General features: G+C 45.2%; 16 protein-coding genes, 1 tRNA gene and 2 pseudogenes. 2 read left to right on the forward strand and 17 right to left on the reverse strand.

Features of this window, described 5'->3' with window-relative positions; translation table 11 throughout:
• Positions 1-12 precede the first annotated feature (12 nt).
• The 14 genes and pseudogenes from RF007C_RS00025 to RF007C_RS00085 form a co-directional block, all read right to left on the reverse strand.
• On the reverse strand, positions 13-2,451 hold the full coding sequence (locus RF007C_RS00025) for a VirB4-like conjugal transfer ATPase, CD1110 family (RefSeq protein ID WP_037296309.1): 2,439 nt from the start codon (positions 2,449-2,451) through the stop codon (positions 13-15).
• 82 nt (positions 2,452-2,533) lie between these two features.
• Positions 2,534-2,917: a PrgI family protein gene (locus tag RF007C_RS00030; protein ID WP_037296312.1), complete on the reverse strand. Its 384-nt coding sequence runs from the start codon at positions 2,915-2,917 to the stop codon at positions 2,534-2,536.
• Between the two features lie 20 nt (positions 2,918-2,937).
• A complete protein-coding gene (locus tag RF007C_RS00035; protein ID WP_037296314.1) occupies positions 2,938-3,879 on the reverse strand; it encodes a VirB6/TrbL-like conjugal transfer protein, CD1112 family in 942 nt (313 codons plus the stop codon).
• Positions 3,879-4,448 carry a tRNA (adenine-N(6)-)-methyltransferase gene (locus tag RF007C_RS00040; protein ID WP_051456435.1) on the reverse strand — a complete coding sequence of 190 codons (570 nt, stop codon included), beginning with the start codon at positions 4,446-4,448 and terminating at the stop codon, positions 3,879-3,881. Before RF007C_RS00040 ends, RF007C_RS00035 begins: the two co-directional genes overlap by 1 nt.
• 134 nt (positions 4,449-4,582) lie before the next feature.
• Entirely contained in the window at positions 4,583-4,798 is a 216-nt protein-coding gene (locus RF007C_RS17900; protein ID WP_037296427.1) for a Maff2 family mobile element protein, read from the reverse strand.
• Between the two features lie 266 nt (positions 4,799-5,064).
• Positions 5,065-5,715 (reverse strand): annotated as a pseudogene (locus tag RF007C_RS00050) (type IV secretory system conjugative DNA transfer family protein); the annotation flags it as partial.
• Between the two features lie 150 nt (positions 5,716-5,865).
• Positions 5,866-7,314: a reverse transcriptase domain-containing protein gene (locus RF007C_RS00055; protein ID WP_051456436.1), complete on the reverse strand. Its 1,449-nt coding sequence runs from the start codon at positions 7,312-7,314 to the stop codon at positions 5,866-5,868.
• Between the two features lie 627 nt (positions 7,315-7,941).
• Positions 7,942-9,375: pseudogene (locus RF007C_RS00060) on the reverse strand (type IV secretory system conjugative DNA transfer family protein); the annotation flags it as partial.
• A gap of 103 nt (positions 9,376-9,478) precedes the next feature.
• Positions 9,479-9,958 carry a PcfB family protein gene (locus tag RF007C_RS00065; RefSeq protein WP_037296318.1) on the reverse strand — a complete coding sequence of 160 codons (480 nt, stop codon included), beginning with the start codon at positions 9,956-9,958 and terminating at the stop codon, positions 9,479-9,481.
• On the reverse strand, positions 9,958-10,236 hold the full coding sequence (locus RF007C_RS00070) for a hypothetical protein (protein ID WP_037296320.1): 279 nt from the start codon (positions 10,234-10,236) through the stop codon (positions 9,958-9,960). The genes RF007C_RS00065 and RF007C_RS00070 overlap by 1 nt, the downstream gene beginning before the upstream one ends.
• Complete coding sequence (locus RF007C_RS18155) at positions 10,229-10,360, reverse strand: hypothetical protein (RefSeq protein WP_275450831.1); 132 nt, start codon at positions 10,358-10,360, stop codon at positions 10,229-10,231. The genes RF007C_RS00070 and RF007C_RS18155 overlap by 8 nt, the downstream gene beginning before the upstream one ends.
• Before the next feature lie 54 nt (positions 10,361-10,414).
• Complete coding sequence (locus RF007C_RS00075) at positions 10,415-10,639, reverse strand: hypothetical protein (protein ID WP_242836246.1); 225 nt, start codon at positions 10,637-10,639, stop codon at positions 10,415-10,417.
• An 83-nt stretch (positions 10,640-10,722) separates the two neighbouring features.
• Entirely contained in the window at positions 10,723-12,129 is a 1,407-nt protein-coding gene (locus RF007C_RS00080) for a helix-turn-helix domain-containing protein (RefSeq protein ID WP_037296323.1), read from the reverse strand.
• 17 nt (positions 12,130-12,146) lie between these two features.
• Positions 12,147-12,416, reverse strand: coding sequence for a hypothetical protein (locus RF007C_RS00085; RefSeq protein WP_028514520.1), 270 nt, complete (start codon positions 12,414-12,416; stop codon positions 12,147-12,149).
• A gap of 858 nt (positions 12,417-13,274) precedes the next feature.
• Between RF007C_RS00085 and RF007C_RS00090 the strand changes: the two genes are divergently transcribed.
• Positions 13,275-13,347: transfer RNA gene (locus RF007C_RS00090), tRNA-Ala, on the forward strand.
• A gap of 121 nt (positions 13,348-13,468) precedes the next feature.
• Here the strand turns inward: RF007C_RS00090 and RF007C_RS00095 are convergent.
• Positions 13,469-15,637, reverse strand: a complete 2,169-nt coding sequence (locus RF007C_RS00095; RefSeq protein ID WP_037296325.1) for a SulP family inorganic anion transporter — start codon at positions 15,635-15,637, stop codon at positions 13,469-13,471.
• 163 nt (positions 15,638-15,800) lie between these two features.
• On the opposite strand from RF007C_RS00095, the gene RF007C_RS00100 reads away from it, so the two are divergent.
• The gene (locus tag RF007C_RS00100; RefSeq protein WP_019678347.1) at positions 15,801-16,592 is read left to right on the forward strand and encodes an AraC family transcriptional regulator; all 792 of its coding nucleotides are present in this window, start codon (positions 15,801-15,803) and stop codon (positions 16,590-16,592) included.
• Positions 16,593-16,654: 62 nt separating this feature from the next.
• Here the strand turns inward: RF007C_RS00100 and RF007C_RS00105 are convergent, their stop codons facing one another.
• Both RF007C_RS00105 and RF007C_RS00110 read right to left on the reverse strand, forming a co-directional pair.
• Positions 16,655-18,205, reverse strand: coding sequence for a hypothetical protein (locus RF007C_RS00105; protein ID WP_037296327.1), 1,551 nt, complete (start codon positions 18,203-18,205; stop codon positions 16,655-16,657).
• Positions 18,206-18,275: 70 nt separating this feature from the next.
• Positions 18,276-19,028: an amidohydrolase family protein gene (locus RF007C_RS00110; RefSeq protein WP_037296329.1), complete on the reverse strand. Its 753-nt coding sequence runs from the start codon at positions 19,026-19,028 to the stop codon at positions 18,276-18,278.
• Positions 19,029-19,132 lie beyond the last annotated feature (104 nt).

The following is a 19,132-nucleotide window of genomic DNA, read 5'->3' on the forward strand; positions in this document are numbered from 1 at the left end:
ACGATTATTCGGTTAGTTGAATAACTTGGTGGTCATTAAGCGGTACATCTGAGTGTCCGTAGGAAAGTGGTCTGTAAAGGGAAGGAGAACCTTATCATAACGGATAAGTCCTTCACCCGGACCGCTGTTCGTGACGTATTTCATCTGTTCCTTAGAAATATGGAGCTTTTCTGCGAGAATGTCTCTGTCTCCGGCGGCCTGATTGAGCATATACACGAAGTCCGAGTTATCAAAGATATTCTCGACCTCCTGAGAAGAAAGCAAGTCCTTGACATTCTGCGTGATACCCGTAGGACAGCCGCCCCACTTACGGAAACGCTTCCAAATCTCTGCGGAATACTTTGCTGTCTGTTCCTCTTTCAGAAGTAAGTGGAACTCGTCGATATAGTAGCGAGTGATCTTTTTCTTTTCACGGTTAGCGGAAACTCTGTTCCATACCGTATCCTGAACAATAAGCATACCGACCTTTTTGAGCTGATTGCCAAGCTCCTTAATATCAAAGCAGATGATACGGTTTGTCATATCAATGTTGGTACGATGATTAAAGAGGTTCTGGCTGCCGTTTACGAACATTTCAAGGGAGTTGGACACTCTCAGAGCGACTTCACCCTCATTCTTCAGCTCACGCTGTAAGTCCGAAAGAAGCGGCATCTTCTCGACAGCAGGCTCATTTTCGATGAAATTCTTATAGATGCGCTGTACGCACTTATCTATAATTGAACGCTCCTCAGAAGAAAGACCGTATCTGCCGCCGACAATGATCTCACAAAGGGAGATAAGAAAGTCGGATTTGTTTGCGATAACTTCCATAGGATTGGTGAACAGGTAATCGTCAATGGTTATATCCATAGGATTGATGTGCTGTTCGCTGTTTGAAGCGATACGGATAAGCTGTCCGTGCAGAGCCGATACAAGCGGATAATATTCTCCTTCGGGATCGCAGATGATAATATCGTCGATAGTAGTCAGAAAGCAGTCGAGAATTTCACGCTTAACGCTGAAACTCTTGCCTGAACCCGGTGTACCAAGGATAAGACCGTTCGGGTTTTTGAGCCGTGACCTGTTGGCACGAATCATATTTCCCGACAGCGTATTGATGCCGTAGTAGGTAGCCTGTCCGTCCTGAAACAGCTCTTTTGTAGTGAAAGGCACAAAGATAGCGATACCGCTGGTGTGCATCTCACGGCGAACGGGAATTTCGTTATATCCAAGCGGAAGTGTCGATACAAGTGTCTGTTCCTGACGGTAATCGTAAGGAAACATGATGCAGTTGTTCTTCTGACAGGTACGCTTGAGCATTTCCGCAAGGAGCTTTAACTCCTTTTTGCTTTTCGCATAAGCCCTGAGACTTATGGAAATATGGAATAATCGCTCGTTCTTGCTGTTAAGATCACCGAGGAGCTTTTCAATATCCTCGATGTACATCTTGATTGCAGGCGGAAGAATATCGGGATCATAACCCGACTGCGACGCCTTTTTCTGTTCGTCGATCTTCATCTGCTCAACATTGGTGAGCTTCTTCTTGACGAATTTCAGTGCATCGACCTGATCTAAAGGCTCAACGTGGATATTTACGCAGAAAAGGTTCTGCATTTCAAGGAAGTCCTTGAGTATCTCATCGGGCAGCTCACCTGCGAGAATGTTAAGCCCCCATACAGAGCCGTATGCCTTGCCGATCTCAAAATCGGACTTATTGAATTTAAGTGAGGAAGGACAGATAAAATCCTTAGTGTCCATTCCTGCACGGAGCATCTCACGCCAGTCGAAGATAAATGGGGAATTGCGGTAAGGATTGAGCGAATAATACAGCGTTTCAAGGCGCTGCCTGCCGTCAAGCAGTTCCGCTTCGACACCAAAAGCCTTGAAGCCCTTGATTACGTCGTTTTTTATCGACATGAGCTTCGCTCTTGCTGCCTTGTATGAAGTGCTTTCGATACCGAATGTCAGGAACTTACGGGCTGACTGACCGTTAGAGCCTTTCATCAGCTTATCGGTCAGCATATTGCTGTATTCCTTACGGATCTCGTTGAAATCATCGTCCTGTTCGGGTATCTGCACCTGTTTTATCAGCTTTTCCTTTGTTCTGTTCTGATTTTCAAAGGTGAGCTGAAACTTTATCGTATTGTCAAAGAGATTGATAACATCACAATACTTTGAAAAGATACTGTTCTGCTCATCAAACTCCGAAATGGAGTAGTTGGCATCAAAGAACTGGACCGTCAGGGAAAAGAAGTTCTCGCTGACCTGACACACTCCGTCCTTGTACATACACAGGAAAGGGATAGTGTTCTGAACAGTATTCTTACCGCCGTTTTCACTCCTGATCTCAGCGAGCCTTGCTGCTAAGACCTTTTTCTCCTCTTTTGTAAGTTCAGAGGCAGGCTTGCCCATGATAACCTTCGTCTTGCTTCGGTTATCACTTCTATTGGCATTTCTCTTTCTAAAGCCCATTGGTGACCTCCATATAAAAAGCGGAGACACCGAAAGTCATACTATTATATATAGGAGAGGGTTAGTGCAAACGCTGAGAGCGTTATGCACCGCCTTTTCTTTCGGCATCTCTCAGCTTCTTTTTTATTCTGTTGTATTCGATCTGTCTTTCGATAGATACGAAGATGTTTGTTGCCTTGTAATACCGCTTTCGTGGTCTTGTGAAGTATTCACGCATAAACTTGACCTGCTTTTCCAAGAACACGCCGTTTTTCTTGTATATGCCGCAGAGTATCGCAGGGGCAGCGACAGCCCCCATTGCGAATATAGCTCCCGACATTCCGATAGACGCTCTTGTGAGAAAGTACACAGGTGCGCCTAAAACAAGACCGATACCAAAGCATATTACCTGTCGCTTTGTAAATCCCATGATGAACTTCTCTTTGATATCGTTCAGATCTTTCGGGATAGGAACGTAATGTGCCATTTCTGACCTCCGATCTTGTTTTAGTGTGCGTTAAACACGCTTTTGCTGATAGCTCCTGTGCGGAGAATAGTAAAGATAAGTGCTGCAGTATAACCAAGAAGCATACCCATTTGCAGAATAACGCCGTCCGAACTTGCGTTCAGAGAAACGATAGCATTGCTGAATAATGTCTTGAAGATACCAAGAGCCACAACGATAAAGAATCCCTGGAAAGAAAGAGCGAGAAGCTGTTTGATCCAGTTCTTACCGATAGAAGCCCATTCACCGCTGTCCATCATAGTAGCCATAGGGATAGGTGCAATGCTGAGATACATAAACACCTCAATGATACGGCTTGCGAGTGTGATAACTATAGCAACTATCAGTATCAGCACTCCGAGATGAACAATCAGGGATATGAACCACACCGTCATCAGCTCACCCAAGCTCAGACCGCTTAGAGCTGACGGATTGATCGCAAGCGGTGTCGATAAGTAGCTACCGCTGCCGAATAGTGTAGCCAGTCCGCTGGAGCATACATTTGTGCCAAACGAGAATAGTGCGCTTGCGATGTAATATGTGTTGGCAACCAAGATTACACCGCATAAGGCTTTGATGATCCATTTAATGAATATCGAATCATCGAAGTCCTTGAAGTTGTTTCCCCGAAGCACCATCTGACAAAGTTCATTCAAAAGAATGACAGTCAGTATGAAGCCACCGATCGGGACAACCACGTTATTACATAGCGTTTCGATAGTAGTCCATATCGTACTTCCACCTGTACCGCCGCCTGTAAAGCTGGCAGGGTGCTGAGTTATGAAGTCAGATACAAGACCACCGCCTGAACCTGAACCCGTGGTCTGATCAAAGGTGTCAGTCAGGAGGTCTGAAATGCCGTCGAACTGGCTTGTTATACCGTCTTTGAACAGGTCTTTACACCAGTCCTCCAAAGCATCTATCGCATCGCTGATAACTCCCATTATTCATCACCTCCAATCGGGGTAGTGACTAAAGGTCTGTCATATTTGACAAGCTGCCGTAATTCAAGTTTAGTGGGGAGTAGGTCACGGCAGAAGTAAGCCGAGCCGAAGTGATTACCCTTTGTAGTACATTTCATATTCTGACGGGTATGATAGTCCACACGCCCGTCAAAGCATAGCATCTGTATCTGATTTTTGAATATCTTATACCGAGCTTTGCCCTGAATACTGTTCACGGGAAGGAGCAGAGCAAAAGGCTTCTCAAAAGAAAATGCTCTTTTCAGAATTTCATTTTTCTTTGAAAACGGCGGATTACTCACAAGAATATCCCATTTGTCAGGTTCAAAAGAAAAGAAATCCTGTCCCTCACGCAGACTGCTACGTATCACTTCATAGCCCTGTTCCGAAAGATACTGATAAAATGCACTCCAGTTCTCATCGAACGGACACCATATTCTTTTATCCTTCGGCAGGAACTCCGTCAGCGGTTCAACCGCATAAAATGGTGTATAGACCTCATCTCCTGCACTTGTACGGTTAGCTGTCAGATAACCGATATTTATACCCATTCTGTCATATCGCTCATATACCCACCACAGCCCACCTCATGAGCGACCTTTCATAATTATATTTATCGGCGTTATTTATATAGCGTTCAGCCGTCCGTTACGCTTGTCTCCATTCTGAATTTTCGGTATTCAGATTACACCGCACTTGTCATCATTGTCTGGAGGACAGGAACGAGGATAATTGCGAGAAGGATCAGACCAAGACCAGCCATGAGCTGCTTCATGCCCTGAGACTTCGCACCCGGATTATCGTTACCATAACCTTCAAGAAGATTTACAATACCCCAAAGGGATACACCGCCGCCGATAAGGCAGATAACAGACTTGAGTACGGTACACGCAGTAGTAATAAAAGAAGATGTATCTACTGCACCAGTGCCTGCTGCGAATGCCTGTGTAGTACAGGTGCTCATCATAACACCTGCGACAGTCGCACACATTGTTGCCTTCTTAGCAACACGGCTGAACCTGGAAAGCCACTTGTGCTTAGGTTCGGTGGAAGCAGTTGTCTCCATTGCGGCAGTATCGACCGCAGAAATATTCAGTTCGTTCATAGGTAAAAAGTCTCCTCAAATAAAATAAAGTAGTGTCCGCAGCTTCAACCGATTCTCTTTTTTTATTCGGTTTCCTCACTGTCCGAGAATCCGACATATATCTCTGTTTCGTCGGTATTCTCAGATATTTCTGCTTCTGCATTTTCTTTTTCTGTCGCATCAGCAGTATTAACTTCCTGTCCGGCTGTCACATCAACATCAAAGCCTGTGAAGCTGTCACTTGAAGCCAGGCTCAAACGCATCCTCTTTTTTCCCTTAACGTAGTTTTCGATGTTGAACTCTTGTTTCGGATCATCATCAGAAAGCAGATGATATTGTTTGTGACGGGTAATATCGTACTTATCGCTGAAAAAGGGACGGACACCCCTTAACTGCAAAATACACTTACCGCCGTCCATGACCGCCAGTTCGTCCTGAGATTTCAGCTCTTTTCCGATCTTCTGATAGTTCATTCCATAGCTTTCGCTCTGTCCACGGTTCGTGGAAGTATTGAAACTATCGATAGTTTCTTTACCTAAGCTCTCCGATATTTCTTTGAGCGTGGATTTTTCCTTGCCACCGAGGAAAAGCATCGTGTCGCAGTTGCCTTCGATAGTGTCTGCGTTATCTTTATATATAGCCTTTAGCTGGCTCTTAGCTTGCAGTATGATCGAGGCAGAGATCTCACGGCTTCGGATAGTAGCTATCAGCTTCTCAAACTGAGGAATTTCGCCTAATAGTGATAGGTAATCCTTTGATATAATCACCAGATTTTCCCCCACTCCACACCGTGCGTGACAGTTTCCCGTCACACGGCGTTCCATCATTTTCAGAATATTTTTTAGTGCATATGTAGCCCTGTTACTGTAATTTGATTTTGTAGCTTAAATTTCTGCCATTCCTGCAAGTTTACGGAATTTATTGATTTTCGCAAGCTGTTTTTCATCGAGATTCAGCATCTGCACGTATTTCTCAATTGTCTCTTTTCTGGTTGCCGTAATCAGCTTGTGTGCTTCTGTACACAATAAGACAAGATTCCTATAACTGTTATCTTCACGCCGTCCGCCTTGTCTTGGCTTGATGTGGTGGCATTCCATGTTATGAAGTCTTAGGGGCTTATGCGTGACCGCACAGTTTCCTTTTTGTGCAATGTACCTTGAAAGCATATTGTCCGCAAATTCAATACTTTCCCATTTATATGCGTTTTCCATTAAATAACGGATTATCTCAAAACTGATAGAATTGGGAACATGATACTCTGCTTCATTTTTCAAAACGTATTTATTGATCTCTCTGCGTTTGTACTTAGGGTATTCATGCTGTACATACGCAACGGGAATAATTGGTCTGTCATGAATCCAACGCATTTGCTTGGATTTTCCGTAGTTGTCTGCGATGAACCTTGACCGTATTTCACCTGATTTTTCTACCGAACATTGCCTGCTGTTGTGATTTGCACCACTTAGCATTTTTTGAATCGGATAGCCGATTTCGGCGAAATCCGCACTGACGTGTGTCGCCATTTTATAGTAGTTGTGCAGTCCGCATATTAATGAATTATGCAGACTGATATTTTTATCAAGCGATTTCTGGTCATTATGGTTCAGTATACGTTTTGTGCTTTCAGCGACTTTCTTTTTGGCTCTGTTTTTCGCCTTATCGGTCATATGCGATTTTACTGCAAATTTCTTACCTTTTGGCACAGCTCGTATTTTTAAGCCCAGGAATTCCATATAGTTCTTTTTCAGATTAGTAATTCCTGATTTTTCCTCGCTGATGTCCAATGAGAGCCGCTCTTTCAGCCATTTCACAACGGCTGTGTAGGTTTTCTTTGCTGTGTGATAATCTCTGCAAAAGATTTTGAAATCATCGGCATATCTTACGATATAGATCTCTTTCAGCTTGCTTTTCTCCCGAAGCATCGTCCATTTCTGTGACCTGTCTATGACAACATTTCCCTTTTTATCGGTCTTGCTGTACTCTCTGTTGACTTTTGTCAGCATCATTTCCCATTGGCTGGCAACCCACCAGTCAAGTTCATTCAGCACGATATTGGACAGCAGCGGCGATAAAATACCGCCCTGCGGTGTTCCTGTTTCGGGGCTTGTTACAATGTCATTGAACAGTATATCCGCCTTTAACATTGCTTTGATGATTGCAAGGACTTTCAAATCCTGAATGCCCATTGCCCAGATTTGCCGTATCAGCTTTGCGTGGTTGATGTTGTCGAAAAATCCCTTGATGTCAACATCTACAACATAATGCAGATTCTGTAATTGAATCATTTTATAGCATTGTGCGATTGCATTCTGTGCAGACCTGTATCCCTCCACGACTTATTATCACCGTTTCATTGGTACTGTGGCACTACTCTCACAGTCCTGAATCAGCTTATACGGATTGCTCCGCTTTCGTCTGAACATCAGTATAGAAATGTGAATTTCACTGACTGGACTGCTTTCCACGTTCCATTATTCTTAGCATTGGTACAACTTAGGTCAATCCTTTAGTCCTGCAAGCATTATCCTCGATATTCTCAGGATACGTGCCGCCTGTAACAGCACAGGGAGTTTCATACTAACAACTTTTACTCCACCCCGCCTGCGTGCATTTTGCACCCCGACATTTCTATCGGTCATTCGTTTAGAACCGTACACTCGGATTTTTGTCGGGCTGTATTTCAAGCCATACTAACCATATTGCACCGCCGACCGCACTATGGGCAGTACACCGCACCTCTGCGGCACTTTCCTCGTCTGAAATAAATTTCTTCGTTAGGACTGCTCTCGCACGACTTCCACGGGCTTACGACCTCTGCATTTCACACTGCATAGCCGTCCGTAGTTTTAACGTGAACCTTTCAGGACGTTACTCCCTCATTCGATTCATCAGAATAATAGTTCTACGTAACCATTTTATTGTTACGTGCCGCACCTTTTCAGTACGGAACGTGTCACACTATTGGCGAACTCATCGAGCAAACAGCGTACATGATAGTTCAGCTTTCCGCCTGGGGAATTATCCGCTTTAGTGCAAAGCAGATTAAAAAGCTGAGAATACATGATCGCTACAAGGAAGTTGAATGTAGCGTCTGTATCGGAGATGATTATGAAAAGCGCCGATAATTCGTCACCGAGCTTATCAAGGTGCAGTTCATCGAACGAAGTTATCTCCAAAACTTCATCTATTGCAAAAGGCGCTAATCTTGTCGAACAGCTAATTAAGATAGACTTAGCCGTTTTTCCTGCGGCGAGCTTATACGCCTTGAATTGTTTGAGGGCAAAAGCACCGATTCGTCTCTGCTCCTCAGACGGTCTGAATTTTTTTATTTTGTTATAGCTATCGGATAACTCGTAATCGTCAGGGAAATCATTATCGAGCCAGTGTTCAAGAAACTCAAACTGCTGATCGATAGCGTTCTTAAACTCCTCATCGTCCTCACGGCACTCTGAAGCGTTTATCATTTCTATCAGCGTTTCAAAGTTTCTTTCCTCCACGGGTGACATAGTGAAGATCATAGCGATATATGCTGTATATAACAGCTTCTCCGCCTTCACCCAAAAGTCATCGCCGGACGGCTGCTGAGAAGAAGTAGTATTCTTGATAAGAACCTCAACGAATTTGAGAATATCCTTTTCACGATTTTTCTCACTGATGTAAGCGAAAGGATTGTAGTGCATAGACTTCGCAAAATCAATGGTGTTGAACACCTTGATCTTGTACGGCTCATATACAGGTATGTATTTGCCGTCTTTGCCCTTGATATAATTGCCGTTAATGTCCTTGCGATATACTATCTTTCCGTTTACACGTTTCGGGCGGCCCTGCCTGAGCATCTTTCCGCACTCGATAAGCACCGTTCCTTTCGGATCGGTAACAACATAGGAGGAGTGCATCTGCATCAGGTTCGGCTTCACGAAAAAGCGCGTCTTACCCGAACCTGAACCGCCGATAACAAGAATGTTCTTGTTTCGGGCATACTTCGGAGCTGAGGGCTTTCCCATAGTCAGAGATTCCGTTTTCGTGAGAATGACGTTGTTATCGGGATTTGAGCAGTCCATATACGGTTCAATATCCTTTTCACCGCCCCATACGGCAGAGCCGTATTCTTCACCATGACGGAATTTCTTCCTGTTTTTCGACTTGACATAGAGAACGAGTCTCATCACACCCGCAAGAACCAAGCCGAAAAGAAGATCAAACGGGTGTAAACTGGGGAAGATGCGTGAAAACGCCACACCGAGATTGCTCATGAAGGGCAGGACTTTCTCCTGAAAGCCGTTTCCCTCAGCAGTACGGTACGCAAAGCCGATAAGGTTGCCCACATAAGAGAAAGCTATATAGGGAACAGCCTTGATTATCAGCTTTTTGAGCTTTCTGGTGTCAAGCTGCAAACAGCAGTCTTATCCTTTCTCACAGTATCGGCATCAAAAACTGCCGTAAAAGTATCATCGCCCCTTGCCCGTGGAACGGGTGCGGACTTGAAATAGTCGTAGATCAACGTCTGTTCTCCCTTGTTTTCTCTCTCTGTTTGTGTTTGCGGCGAGGCTGACTTGTTACACGGGACGCTTCTTTCTTCATCATTTCCCGTGTGATCTCGCCACGCTGTTGATTTTTGCCCCGGCTCTTATCCGTATACTCGGTAAATGCTCTCTTGAAATCCTCTGTTTTAGCAGCGGAAAAGAAAACATGATAGGTAGGCGGAGAAGTGCTTTTATCTCTTTTCAGGGCGAAGTCAATGTCATACTTCCTTGCGATGTTCAGGAAATCACCTATATTGCTGTCATCTACTTCAATGCTGTCGAGCTTCGACGGAGACTTAGCCTGCAACTGCTTGTAGGTCATTCGTCCCTTTTTCTCAGCCTTGCCCGACAAAAACTCCTGCATTGCCGATCTGAGAACATCAGATGTGATCTTCTCAGCTTTCACAGACAGGTCAATGGTTTTCCTTGTACCGCTTTCAAAGTCAGAAGGCATCAGGCATCACCGCCTTTGTCTGTTTTCGGCATTTCAAAAGTACCGAATGCTTCGGACTGAAGCCAGCAGATGAGTTCATATCGGGCTTTCAGAGCTGATTCTGCATCTGAGAATCTTCCGAGGATAATAATATCAGCATCTTTTCCGCCTCCGGTCAGACCTAAGAGTTCGTAGCCGAGGACATTTTCATCGTCATCGAGGTCATCTTCGACGTATATGGCAACAAGATTGCCGTAATTCACGATATCGCCGTCCTGTGTGATAATAGACTTAGCCATGGTTTTCACCATCCTTTCCGTAAAGCTCACGGAGCTTGTTGTGATAGTTCTCCTGAAGCTCGTCAAAAGAAGAAAATACGGTATCAAGCGTTTTTCTGTCTATCCTGTCACCGAGTAAATCCATGACGATAGCTTCAAATTCACCGTGAAAACTGCCGAACAGCTCATCGGCGGCCCTTCAGCCGTCAGGCTGTTCCTCAGATTCCCCGGTATCATCGGTTTGGGCATCGGGATTGAAATATCCGAGCTTTTCCCATACCTGTTTGTCAGGGCAGAGGTAACGGTACTGTTCACCATTACCGATCCTTAGTGCATATCCGAAATCAAGCTCTTTGTCACGCAGACCTCGCTTGATAGATGCTACGCCTATACCAATGACCTGAGCAATCTCTTTCAGCGGCACATTTCTGCCTGTAAAGCTGGGGAAAACCGAAGCTTTTATTGTTGTCTCTGTTGCGATCAGTGTTCACACCTCCTTTGGCGTGGTTATTCATCATAACTTCTGAATGTAGTCTTTATGTCATAGTCAATTGCCCTTGCTTCGTCATTTCTCGTGAAATCCTTGCTGTAAGCAATATTGAACAGCACAGAAAAGAAATAACTGTCCCTGTACCGGACATCATAGTTCTGGCGTGTGATCTCCATTGCTTTTTCGATGCACTCTCTGTCAACTTCAAGCATGACAGTGGCGATTTCCTTTCGGGTGTATACTTCATCACGGATCTTCTGACGTGGAAGGTCAGAGCAAATGCCTCTGACGATCATTCTCACGATCTTGTTAAGCTCTGCTACGGTCGTATCGCCTTTACCGAACAGCATGATCCATTCAGCAAATTCGTCATAGTCTATATTCTTTCTGACCTGAGCTTCTGCTTTTGCTTTGTCAGCCATCAATCCATCAATCCAGTCCTCAGAGTCGCTGTATGTTGTTTTTTCAAGATTTTCTTCGCAGGAGACGGATTGATTGATAGATACTTCATCAAAACATATTTTCTTTTTTTGTGTTTTGTCTTTAGTATTATATTGACGTCGATTTTCTATCGACAGATTTTCTACCCCTTGCTTTTCTTCCTCTTGAATTTCTGCCTCTTGTGAACATACCCCTTGACGGGCATTTTTTTTGGAGACTGCCTTATTTTTTCTGGCATCTCCTGTTGAAAGTTCTGTTTTAATCTCTTTGGGAACATCTGTTTCTGAAAACTCAAAAAAGTCGTAAACATACTCAAAGCGACCGCTTTCTGTCTCGTTGGGCTTTAAGCGTGTCATTTTGAGATAGCCCCATTTCTTCAGTTCCTTCAGAGCTGACTTTATAACTGTTCTGCCATCTTTGCATATAGCTGTCAGTCCTTCAATGGAGTAATCCCAGTTGTCGGGGAGGGAAAGCACCTTGCAAAGCAGACCGATAGCTTTCAGGCTGAGGTTCTTTGAGCGGAGAAAGAAGCTGCTCATGACAGTATAGTTAGCGTTTTTAGTAACACGGCACACTTTAGAGCCGTTGCTGCCACAGGCTTTTTCGATTGTTATGAAGTCGGTCGGCTTGATATGTACTGTTTTATCCTTTGCGGAGTATTCAAAGAAATCATATCTGTAACCGATCTTCTTGTTTACCGTCTGATCAGGGAACAGCTTAGTCACGCACAGATAGCCGTATTCTTTCAGCTCGTCCAGTGCGGTTTCAATGGCAGACTCCTTTTCCTTGCAGATAGAAGCCAGCCCTTTTACTGAGTAATCCCACTTATCAGGCAGGTTCAGCACCTTGCTGAGTAGTCCTGTTGCTTTCAGCGAGATCGCTGTTGACATCAGATGATAGTTGCTCATTACTGCGTATGCGGTGTTCTTGAACACACGGCAGACTGATGAGCCTCTTTTCTTTTCCATTTCCTTAGCAGCCATTGTGATACCCCTTTGTGTCAGAAACTGATTGTACGCCTCACCATTTCAGGGAGCTTGCTTCTGTTCAGTGAATAAACATCAGCGTTCTTTATGAGATAACCATTCTTTTTCAGACCTTCAAGGGTAGCCTTGATCTCATCGTATGAACTGCCGAGAAACATGGAGTGCATCTTTTCGGCTGTGCAGTTATCAGCTTCGGGATAGCTTGCCATCTTGGTGATGATAGCAGTTTCAGCAAAAGACAGGTCATTGCTGACCGGAATACAGATAGATTCAGTTACAGGCATAGGGAAGTCCTCCTTAAATGTACATAAATACAATAAATTCCTTGACAGCTCTATTTCACCGTGATATAATGGTAGAAAGTTCAAATACTGTAATTTGAACTCAAATAATGAGACGAAATATGTGTTTAGTGGCGAATATATTATGCCAAGCGGTGATCATTCACGTTGCATATAGTGGTGTTTCGGATTTACAGGTAAAAAAATAGCGTCCCTCATTTCTGAGGAACGCTTAACACAGTATTCAGTTTTGGGCATAAAAATAGCGTATAGCGCTCCTGACATTCATCATAGAGCGATATACGCCGATGTGTTGATTTCCATTTTTCTACCGTGGTGAACCTTGCTTGATTTCTACCACGTTTCTACCAACCTTTTCTTTCTACCAGCCTTGTTCTCGTTACCTTCTACCACACTTCTACCAAATCAACCTCTTTTTCATTTTTTGCATTTCCCGTGTTTTCGTATGTTTGTATTTTGAGAGCTTGTAAAGCCCCGAAAATAGGGAACAATCTGCTGTAAACTGCAAAGCTCTGCAACGATTTGCAAAGTTGCCTACAATTCTCAAAATCTCGTGGTGGCAACACCGTGCGGGTTCGACCCCCGCCACCGGCACCAGCGGATAGTCACGCAGCTATTTTGCGCCTCATTTTATATGAGGCGTAATTTTTTTCCGTGCCTGAAATCTGACATTTTATATTATCCTTACAATACTCATCACGTGTCACGGACACTTTATCTCTGACAGACAGGATCAATACTTATCGCGCCATAATATGAACAAAATGTAAACTTTCGTATTCCGCAATAGACTTGACTACCTTTAAATGATATAATATAAGGCAGTAAAACTGTAATAACGGGCCCGTAGCTCAGTTGGGAGAGCGCTGCGTTCGCAACGCAGAGGCCGAGGGTTCGATCCCCTTCGGGTCCATTTACTTAAAAGCTGTTGTCTGCACACCTTTTACAAAACAAGTATTAAAAACGTCTCACTATAAGTGAGACGTTTTTTTACTCAAATCCATATATTCTGCACGCTTCAAACGTTCAGCGCTTTATTTCCCGTAAAAATCGTCGATCAGCCCAGAATATTCTGGATTTGATCTGATAAGATTATCCAGCGCTTCACGGCGGTGAGCCAGCATCCTTTCATACATCTCGGGATCATTCTTTTCCAATGAATCATCAAAGCGCCTGTTATGCTCACGCAGTACCTTCAGTGCTTCGGGATCACGTTTGAATATCCTGTCGGCAAGGCTGAGCTTTTCAAGCTCTATGGCTTCCTCTATGCGCTCCTCGCTGATATGGAGCTTTTCCGAAAGCTCCTTCAGATGAGTCTGTATATGTACGAGAAGCTCCTCATGATCCATATCGCCCATACCTTCCCAGCGCTCACCGCTTATTATACTGCTCAGCTGCTCCTCTGCACTTGTATTATCGTTTATACTGCTGAGAAGCTGTTCTGTATACTTCTCCATTTTCTCATCAGCAGCCATGCCGAAAGCCCACTCAAACTCTATCAGTTCAAAGCTCCTGACGGGCAGCTCCCTTACTTCATTTTTCTCTGCCGAGGCCGTTTCATATGGAGGCTTTATTCCTGCATCAAGAAGAGCGGCTGCGATGGTCCTGCGGCAGCGTCTCTCCTCGACCATACCGCCCAGTCCCAGCTGACGGAAACGATCGTTGAGGGAGCCGATATGCGAAGCAAAATAAAGCTTTATACCCTTTTCTTCCAGTGTTCGGTTCAGCTCCGAGATCCTGTCGGCAGCGGTTATATCTATATTGCAGACCGCACCAGAATCTATAACCACCGCTTCGGTATGCTCCGTAAGTGCCGATTCAATGTCAGATATGAATGTATTGATATTGGCAAAGTAAAGATTTCCCGAAAATCTGTAAATAACAGCCTTCTTCAGCTGTCTTGCGTATGTATTCCTCTCAAGGCTGTGAAAGCCCTCGTGATCATCGATCACCCCGAGGAAAGAACGCTTGGGATTTGCCGTATTTATAATAACGCTTATGAATGACCATACAACGCCTATCATTACTCCGTAAACAGTTCCGAATACAAGCACACCGAAAAAAGCGCCGAAAAATATCCACAGTTCCTTCCTATCCTGTCTGAACAGCCTTTTCATAAGGTGGAACTCCACAGCTCCCAGAAGTGCGGAAATAACTATGGCTGTAAGAACAGGAACAGGCAGATACTTTATAAAGCCCGTGCCGAAAAGCATTATCAGCATCATTGAGAAGGATGCTGCCACGGACATCAGCTGTGAGCTTCCGCCGTATTGCTCTCCCATAGCACTTCTTGACACAGAACCGTTTACAGGACAGCAGCCCGTCATGGATGCTGCTATATTTCCCAGACCGTAAACAAATATCTCGCGGTCATTGTCGAGCTTATAACCGTTTTTTGCAGCATAGCTGCTTGAAGCAAGAAGTGTCTCTGCCATTATAACTATTGCAACGGTAAGACTTGTGGTGAGTATTTCCGTAAAATGCGCTGACGAAAATTCAGGAAGGCGCCATGCAGGAAGTCCGCTGCTGACATCCTCCAGCATTGCCACACCATGCTCTTGGGCTATGCCCGTATAACCGAGCACTGCTCCGCCTATCATCACGAACACGGATACAGGCAGCTTCGGCATAAGCTTCTTTGATACGAGCAGTATCACCAGCGCCGCTGCTCCCAGCAGAGCGGACGGAGCATTGAAGCTCTCTCTGCAGGTTATGATCATATGCTTTACAAGCTCATCTATCTCACCTCTGCCGCTGGTCCCGCCAAGCAGCTTCGGTATCTGCATAAAAATGATAGTAGCAGATATACCGCTAATAAACCCTCCCATAACAGGAGTAGATATATACGCCACAACTCTCCCAGCCCTGAAAAGAGCCATCAGCAGCAGCCAGATGCCAACACAGAGACTTATAACAGGTATGACTCTTACAGCCTCCTCAGAGCCTCCTTCTATGCCTGCAGCGGCCAGAAATGCTCCCACAAGTGCAGCAGGGGCTGCGTCCACACCGAAAATAAAATGCTTTGAGGTGGAAAGCAGACCGAATACAAGTATCGGAAATATGGAGCCGTACAATCCATAGACCACAGGCAGCCCCGATACCTGCGCATATCCCATGGAGATCGGTATCGAAACAAGTGAGATAATAATTCCCGTAAATATATCCTTAGCGGCATTTTTTGCCGTGAGTTCTTTTATTCTCAATGTATCGCCTCCAGACTGTTTTTAGTATATCATATCCGCCCCACAATTTCAACTATCGGCAAATACGGTTTTTATATATCACTTTTGTGCTGAAATTTATTGACATTACTATGCACACTATGTTATAATTAGTCGTAAATCATATTTAGGGGGGGCAAGATCTATGAATATGGCAGAAATAGGTTATAACCACAGACATGGCAAGAATTTTTGTATAGACAGGCCAAACGGCACAGAAAGCTGGCTTATGCTCATCGTAAAAACTCCTGTGCATTTCAGGATAGGCGGCAAGGATATAAGACTCTCATCTCATTCATTCATTATATACAGACCGTTCACCCCTCAGTATTACTATCCTGCCAGCAGTGAATACTTCGATGACTGGATGCACTTTTTCCCCGATGAGGCCGAACAGAAAATGATGAATGATCTGAATATTCCTCTGGACCGTCCTGTGGAGATCGCGGATATTACAGAAATGTCGGAAATGATACGCAATATGTGCTTTGAGCACTATTCTTCAAATACATACAAGGAAAAAGCCATCGACCTTTATTTCAGGCTCCTTATGTACAAGACCTCGGAAAAGCTGCATAAAAAGAATACTTTTCCCAATCATAACGAAAGCATATACTCGGAAAAGCTGCTGTGGATCAGACGTTCCATATACCGCTGGCCCGGCAGAGACTACTCCATTGACGATATGGCAAAGGAGCTCTCACTGAGCCGTTCACGCTTTCAGCACCTTTATACCGAGACCTTCGGCGTCAGCGTAAACAAGGATGTCATAACAAGCCGTCTCAGCAAGGCAGCCGAGCTGCTGAAGACCTCTGATATCTCCGTCAAGGAAGTAGGAGAAAATGTAGGTTACAGTAATACCTCATATTTCGTAAAGCTCTTCGGAAGCTATTACGGACTTACTCCTCTCCAGTTCCGACAGTCAGAGGACAAATAATACACCGCATATCCTTATCTATATAAAGACAGAAGGCAGTCTTATGGCTGCCTTCTCCTTTTTCATCTTTCAAGCCCTGCAAGCACGGCTATTGATACTACCAATACTATAACTATCAGGACTATCGCCCATTTGCAGTGGAATTTAATTGCGAGCACAAACAGCAGTGAAAGAACTGCTGCCATATAACCGAGAAAGCGGCTGCGTATGAGCTGCTTTTTCCTTTTTGCGGCAGCCCTGCTGCTTTCCTTCTCACTGTGCTGTCTTCTCAGCTCGTCAAGCTCCTCCTGCTCCTCTGCCTCGACCTTTTCCTGCTCACAGGCAAAAACTGCATCTCGGACAGCACTTATAAGACGCTCGTAAAGCGTCATCATCCTGACTCTGTCCTCTCCCTCAGAGTATTTCAGTGCCCTTCGCATGGAGTCGCCGAAGACATCTTCCAGCTGAGCACGAAAAAATTCGTCATCGGAAATGTCATATCCGAACCTCTCTGCATAATCATAAGCAAATCCCTGCACAGTGCTGTCATTGAGAAGGTCATTGCTGTTGCGGCAGCCGTTATACGCAAGAAAACGAACATAATGCGCCTGCCAGCACTTGGGATCAGCGTCGAGTATAAGGTCGCTGTACTCCTCGGCAGCATCAAAATCCTCGTCGCCGAGGAATATCTTCATACGGCGGATGAGCTTTTCGGGAGTATTTCTTGAAGCACCCGTTCCCCTGCTCTGATCTGCGGAATATATGCTTCTGATAACCTCGCTAAGGAAGCCCATTCTTGTTACATCTTTGACGGTGAACCGTCTCAGCTCATCGGGAATATCCCGCGGATCCGTGTTCCTGATACATACGAAAAGCTGCTTTGAGCTGTCTTTTTTAGCAGCGGCAGCACATCTGCTCCATTCACTCTTCAGCCTCGGCACTCCGAAGCTTTCCGCAGAGGCGGCAACTATCAGATATACACCCGCAACGGCGATAGCCGCGTTGACATAGGGCTCGGTGTCTTTTTCCGGCATATCCCCCAGTACCCCGGGAGCATAGAAAACTCTCATACCCTCTCTTGTGAGCTGATGATATATCTCGTCTGCGATAACGCTGTCCACCGTAGAGGTACCTTTTTCGTCGGTGATACGGCAGCATATGAACACATCGTACTTTTCACCTGTGCCGACCTGCTCTGTCCTTTCCCGTCGGAGCATCTCCAGAGCTGCCGCTTCCCTGCGGTAAAACGCCCCCTGTACGGGAGCAGCCTTTGCTACGGCATTCCTGTAATCATCGTCCGCAGTTATATCGCCTAAGGCGCTTCCGCCGAAAACGGGTATCTTCATTCCCGAGATGGGATCGTCCTCGTACTCAACTCCGCAGCGGCACATGACCAGTCCCCAGTAGCCCTCTGACTCCTCGGGCATCTCCTCCGTAAGACGTCTGAAAAGCTTTTCGGCTCCTTCAAAATCCGTCTTGAAGCGAAGCTCACAGGCTCTGTTGTACATTTCCGCATACTCACCGAAATACCGCAGCGGATAAGTCTGTCTCGAACCACAGTGTTCGCACTCGCATACTCCGGTATCATCATCGGGTGAGATAATTCCGCCGCACATCTTGCACATAAAGTCCATTTACTTCGCCTCCTTCATACTTAGTTATTATACCACACACTGCCGCCGACTGCAACATTATCCGCTGATTTTAAAAGCCATACACTCTCTCGGAATTTCCGTGCATGAAAAGTCCGCGCTGACAGGCGGTGATGTCAAGACTTTCCGCAAATCTGATATGAGCCTCCATGGAGCAGCTTCCGTAGTCAGAGCCGTAGATGAACCTGTCCGGCATAAGCGCTATGGCTTTTTCAAGAGAGCTCTTTATCTGCGGCACAAGCTTTTCATCATCTGCAAATGAGGAGGTATCAAATATTACATTCCGGCGATCCCTCAGAACCTCAAAGCAGTGCTCCGTGTCGGGATAGAAACAGTGGCAGTACACAAATGTGTTCTGCGAACGCTCCGCAGCAAGCCTGCTCATGCGCTCAGGCGCGGCATATCCGGAATTATCCCAGCCTGTATGGAACAATACGGGCACTCTGTACACCGCTGCAAGGTCATACACGGGCACAAGAGCGGGATCATCGCAGTAAAAAGCCTCATGTCCCGTATATACCTTAAGTCCCGCAATATCCCGTGACGTAAGAAGCTCCCTGCACAGCTCCAGCTGCTCATTAAAGCTTATAAGAGGACTTATACCCGCAATCACCTTAATATCATCACTGCCTCTGAAAAGCTCCGCACACTCCTGTGCCGAGCAGATAACGCTTTCAAGCTCGGAATCGGCGATAACAACTCCCTTTTCCACGGAATTGCGCTCCATTTTCTTCAGAAGCTCCTTTTTCTTTTCCGATTTGCCTTTTATCTCCCACGGAAGATGGAGATGTGAATCAATTATCATAATGATACTCCTTTCATAAACAAGGCGAATAAAACAAAAACCGCAGATCACTCTGCGGCAGCTTACGATTATTTGCAGAGCAATCAGTAAACAGCACGAAAAAG

Origin of the sequence: Ruminococcus flavefaciens 007c, assembly GCF_000571935.1 — a bacterium.
In the GTDB taxonomy this organism is placed as follows: Bacteria; Bacillota; Clostridia; order Oscillospirales; family Ruminococcaceae; genus Ruminococcus; species Ruminococcus flavefaciens_F.

Coding starts and splice junctions, on each gene's coding strand:
- RF007C_RS00025 (WP_037296309.1), bottom strand. CDS start 2,451: ATGGGCTTTAGAAAGAGAAATGCCAATAGAAGTGATAACCGAAGCAAG.
- RF007C_RS00110 (WP_037296329.1), bottom strand. CDS start 19,028: ATGATAATTGATTCACATCTCCATCTTCCGTGGGAGATAAAAGGCAAA.
- RF007C_RS00105 (WP_037296327.1), bottom strand. CDS start 18,205: ATGGACTTTATGTGCAAGATGTGCGGCGGAATTATCTCACCCGATGAT.
- RF007C_RS00085 (WP_028514520.1), bottom strand. CDS start 12,416: ATGCCTGTAACTGAATCTATCTGTATTCCGGTCAGCAATGACCTGTCT.
- RF007C_RS00030 (WP_037296312.1), bottom strand. CDS start 2,917: ATGGCACATTACGTTCCTATCCCGAAAGATCTGAACGATATCAAAGAG.
- RF007C_RS00080 (WP_037296323.1), bottom strand. CDS start 12,129: ATGGCTGCTAAGGAAATGGAAAAGAAAAGAGGCTCATCAGTCTGCCGT.
- RF007C_RS00070 (WP_037296320.1), bottom strand. CDS start 10,236: ATGGCTAAGTCTATTATCACACAGGACGGCGATATCGTGAATTACGGC.
- RF007C_RS00065 (WP_037296318.1), bottom strand. CDS start 9,958: ATGCCTTCTGACTTTGAAAGCGGTACAAGGAAAACCATTGACCTGTCT.
- RF007C_RS00100 (WP_019678347.1), top strand. CDS start 15,801: ATGAATATGGCAGAAATAGGTTATAACCACAGACATGGCAAGAATTTT.
- RF007C_RS18155 (WP_275450831.1), bottom strand. CDS start 10,360: ATGGATTTACTCGGTGACAGGATAGACAGAAAAACGCTTGATACCGTA.
- RF007C_RS00040 (WP_051456435.1), bottom strand. CDS start 4,448: ATGGGTATAAATATCGGTTATCTGACAGCTAACCGTACAAGTGCAGGA.
- RF007C_RS00035 (WP_037296314.1), bottom strand. CDS start 3,879: ATGGGAGTTATCAGCGATGCGATAGATGCTTTGGAGGACTGGTGTAAA.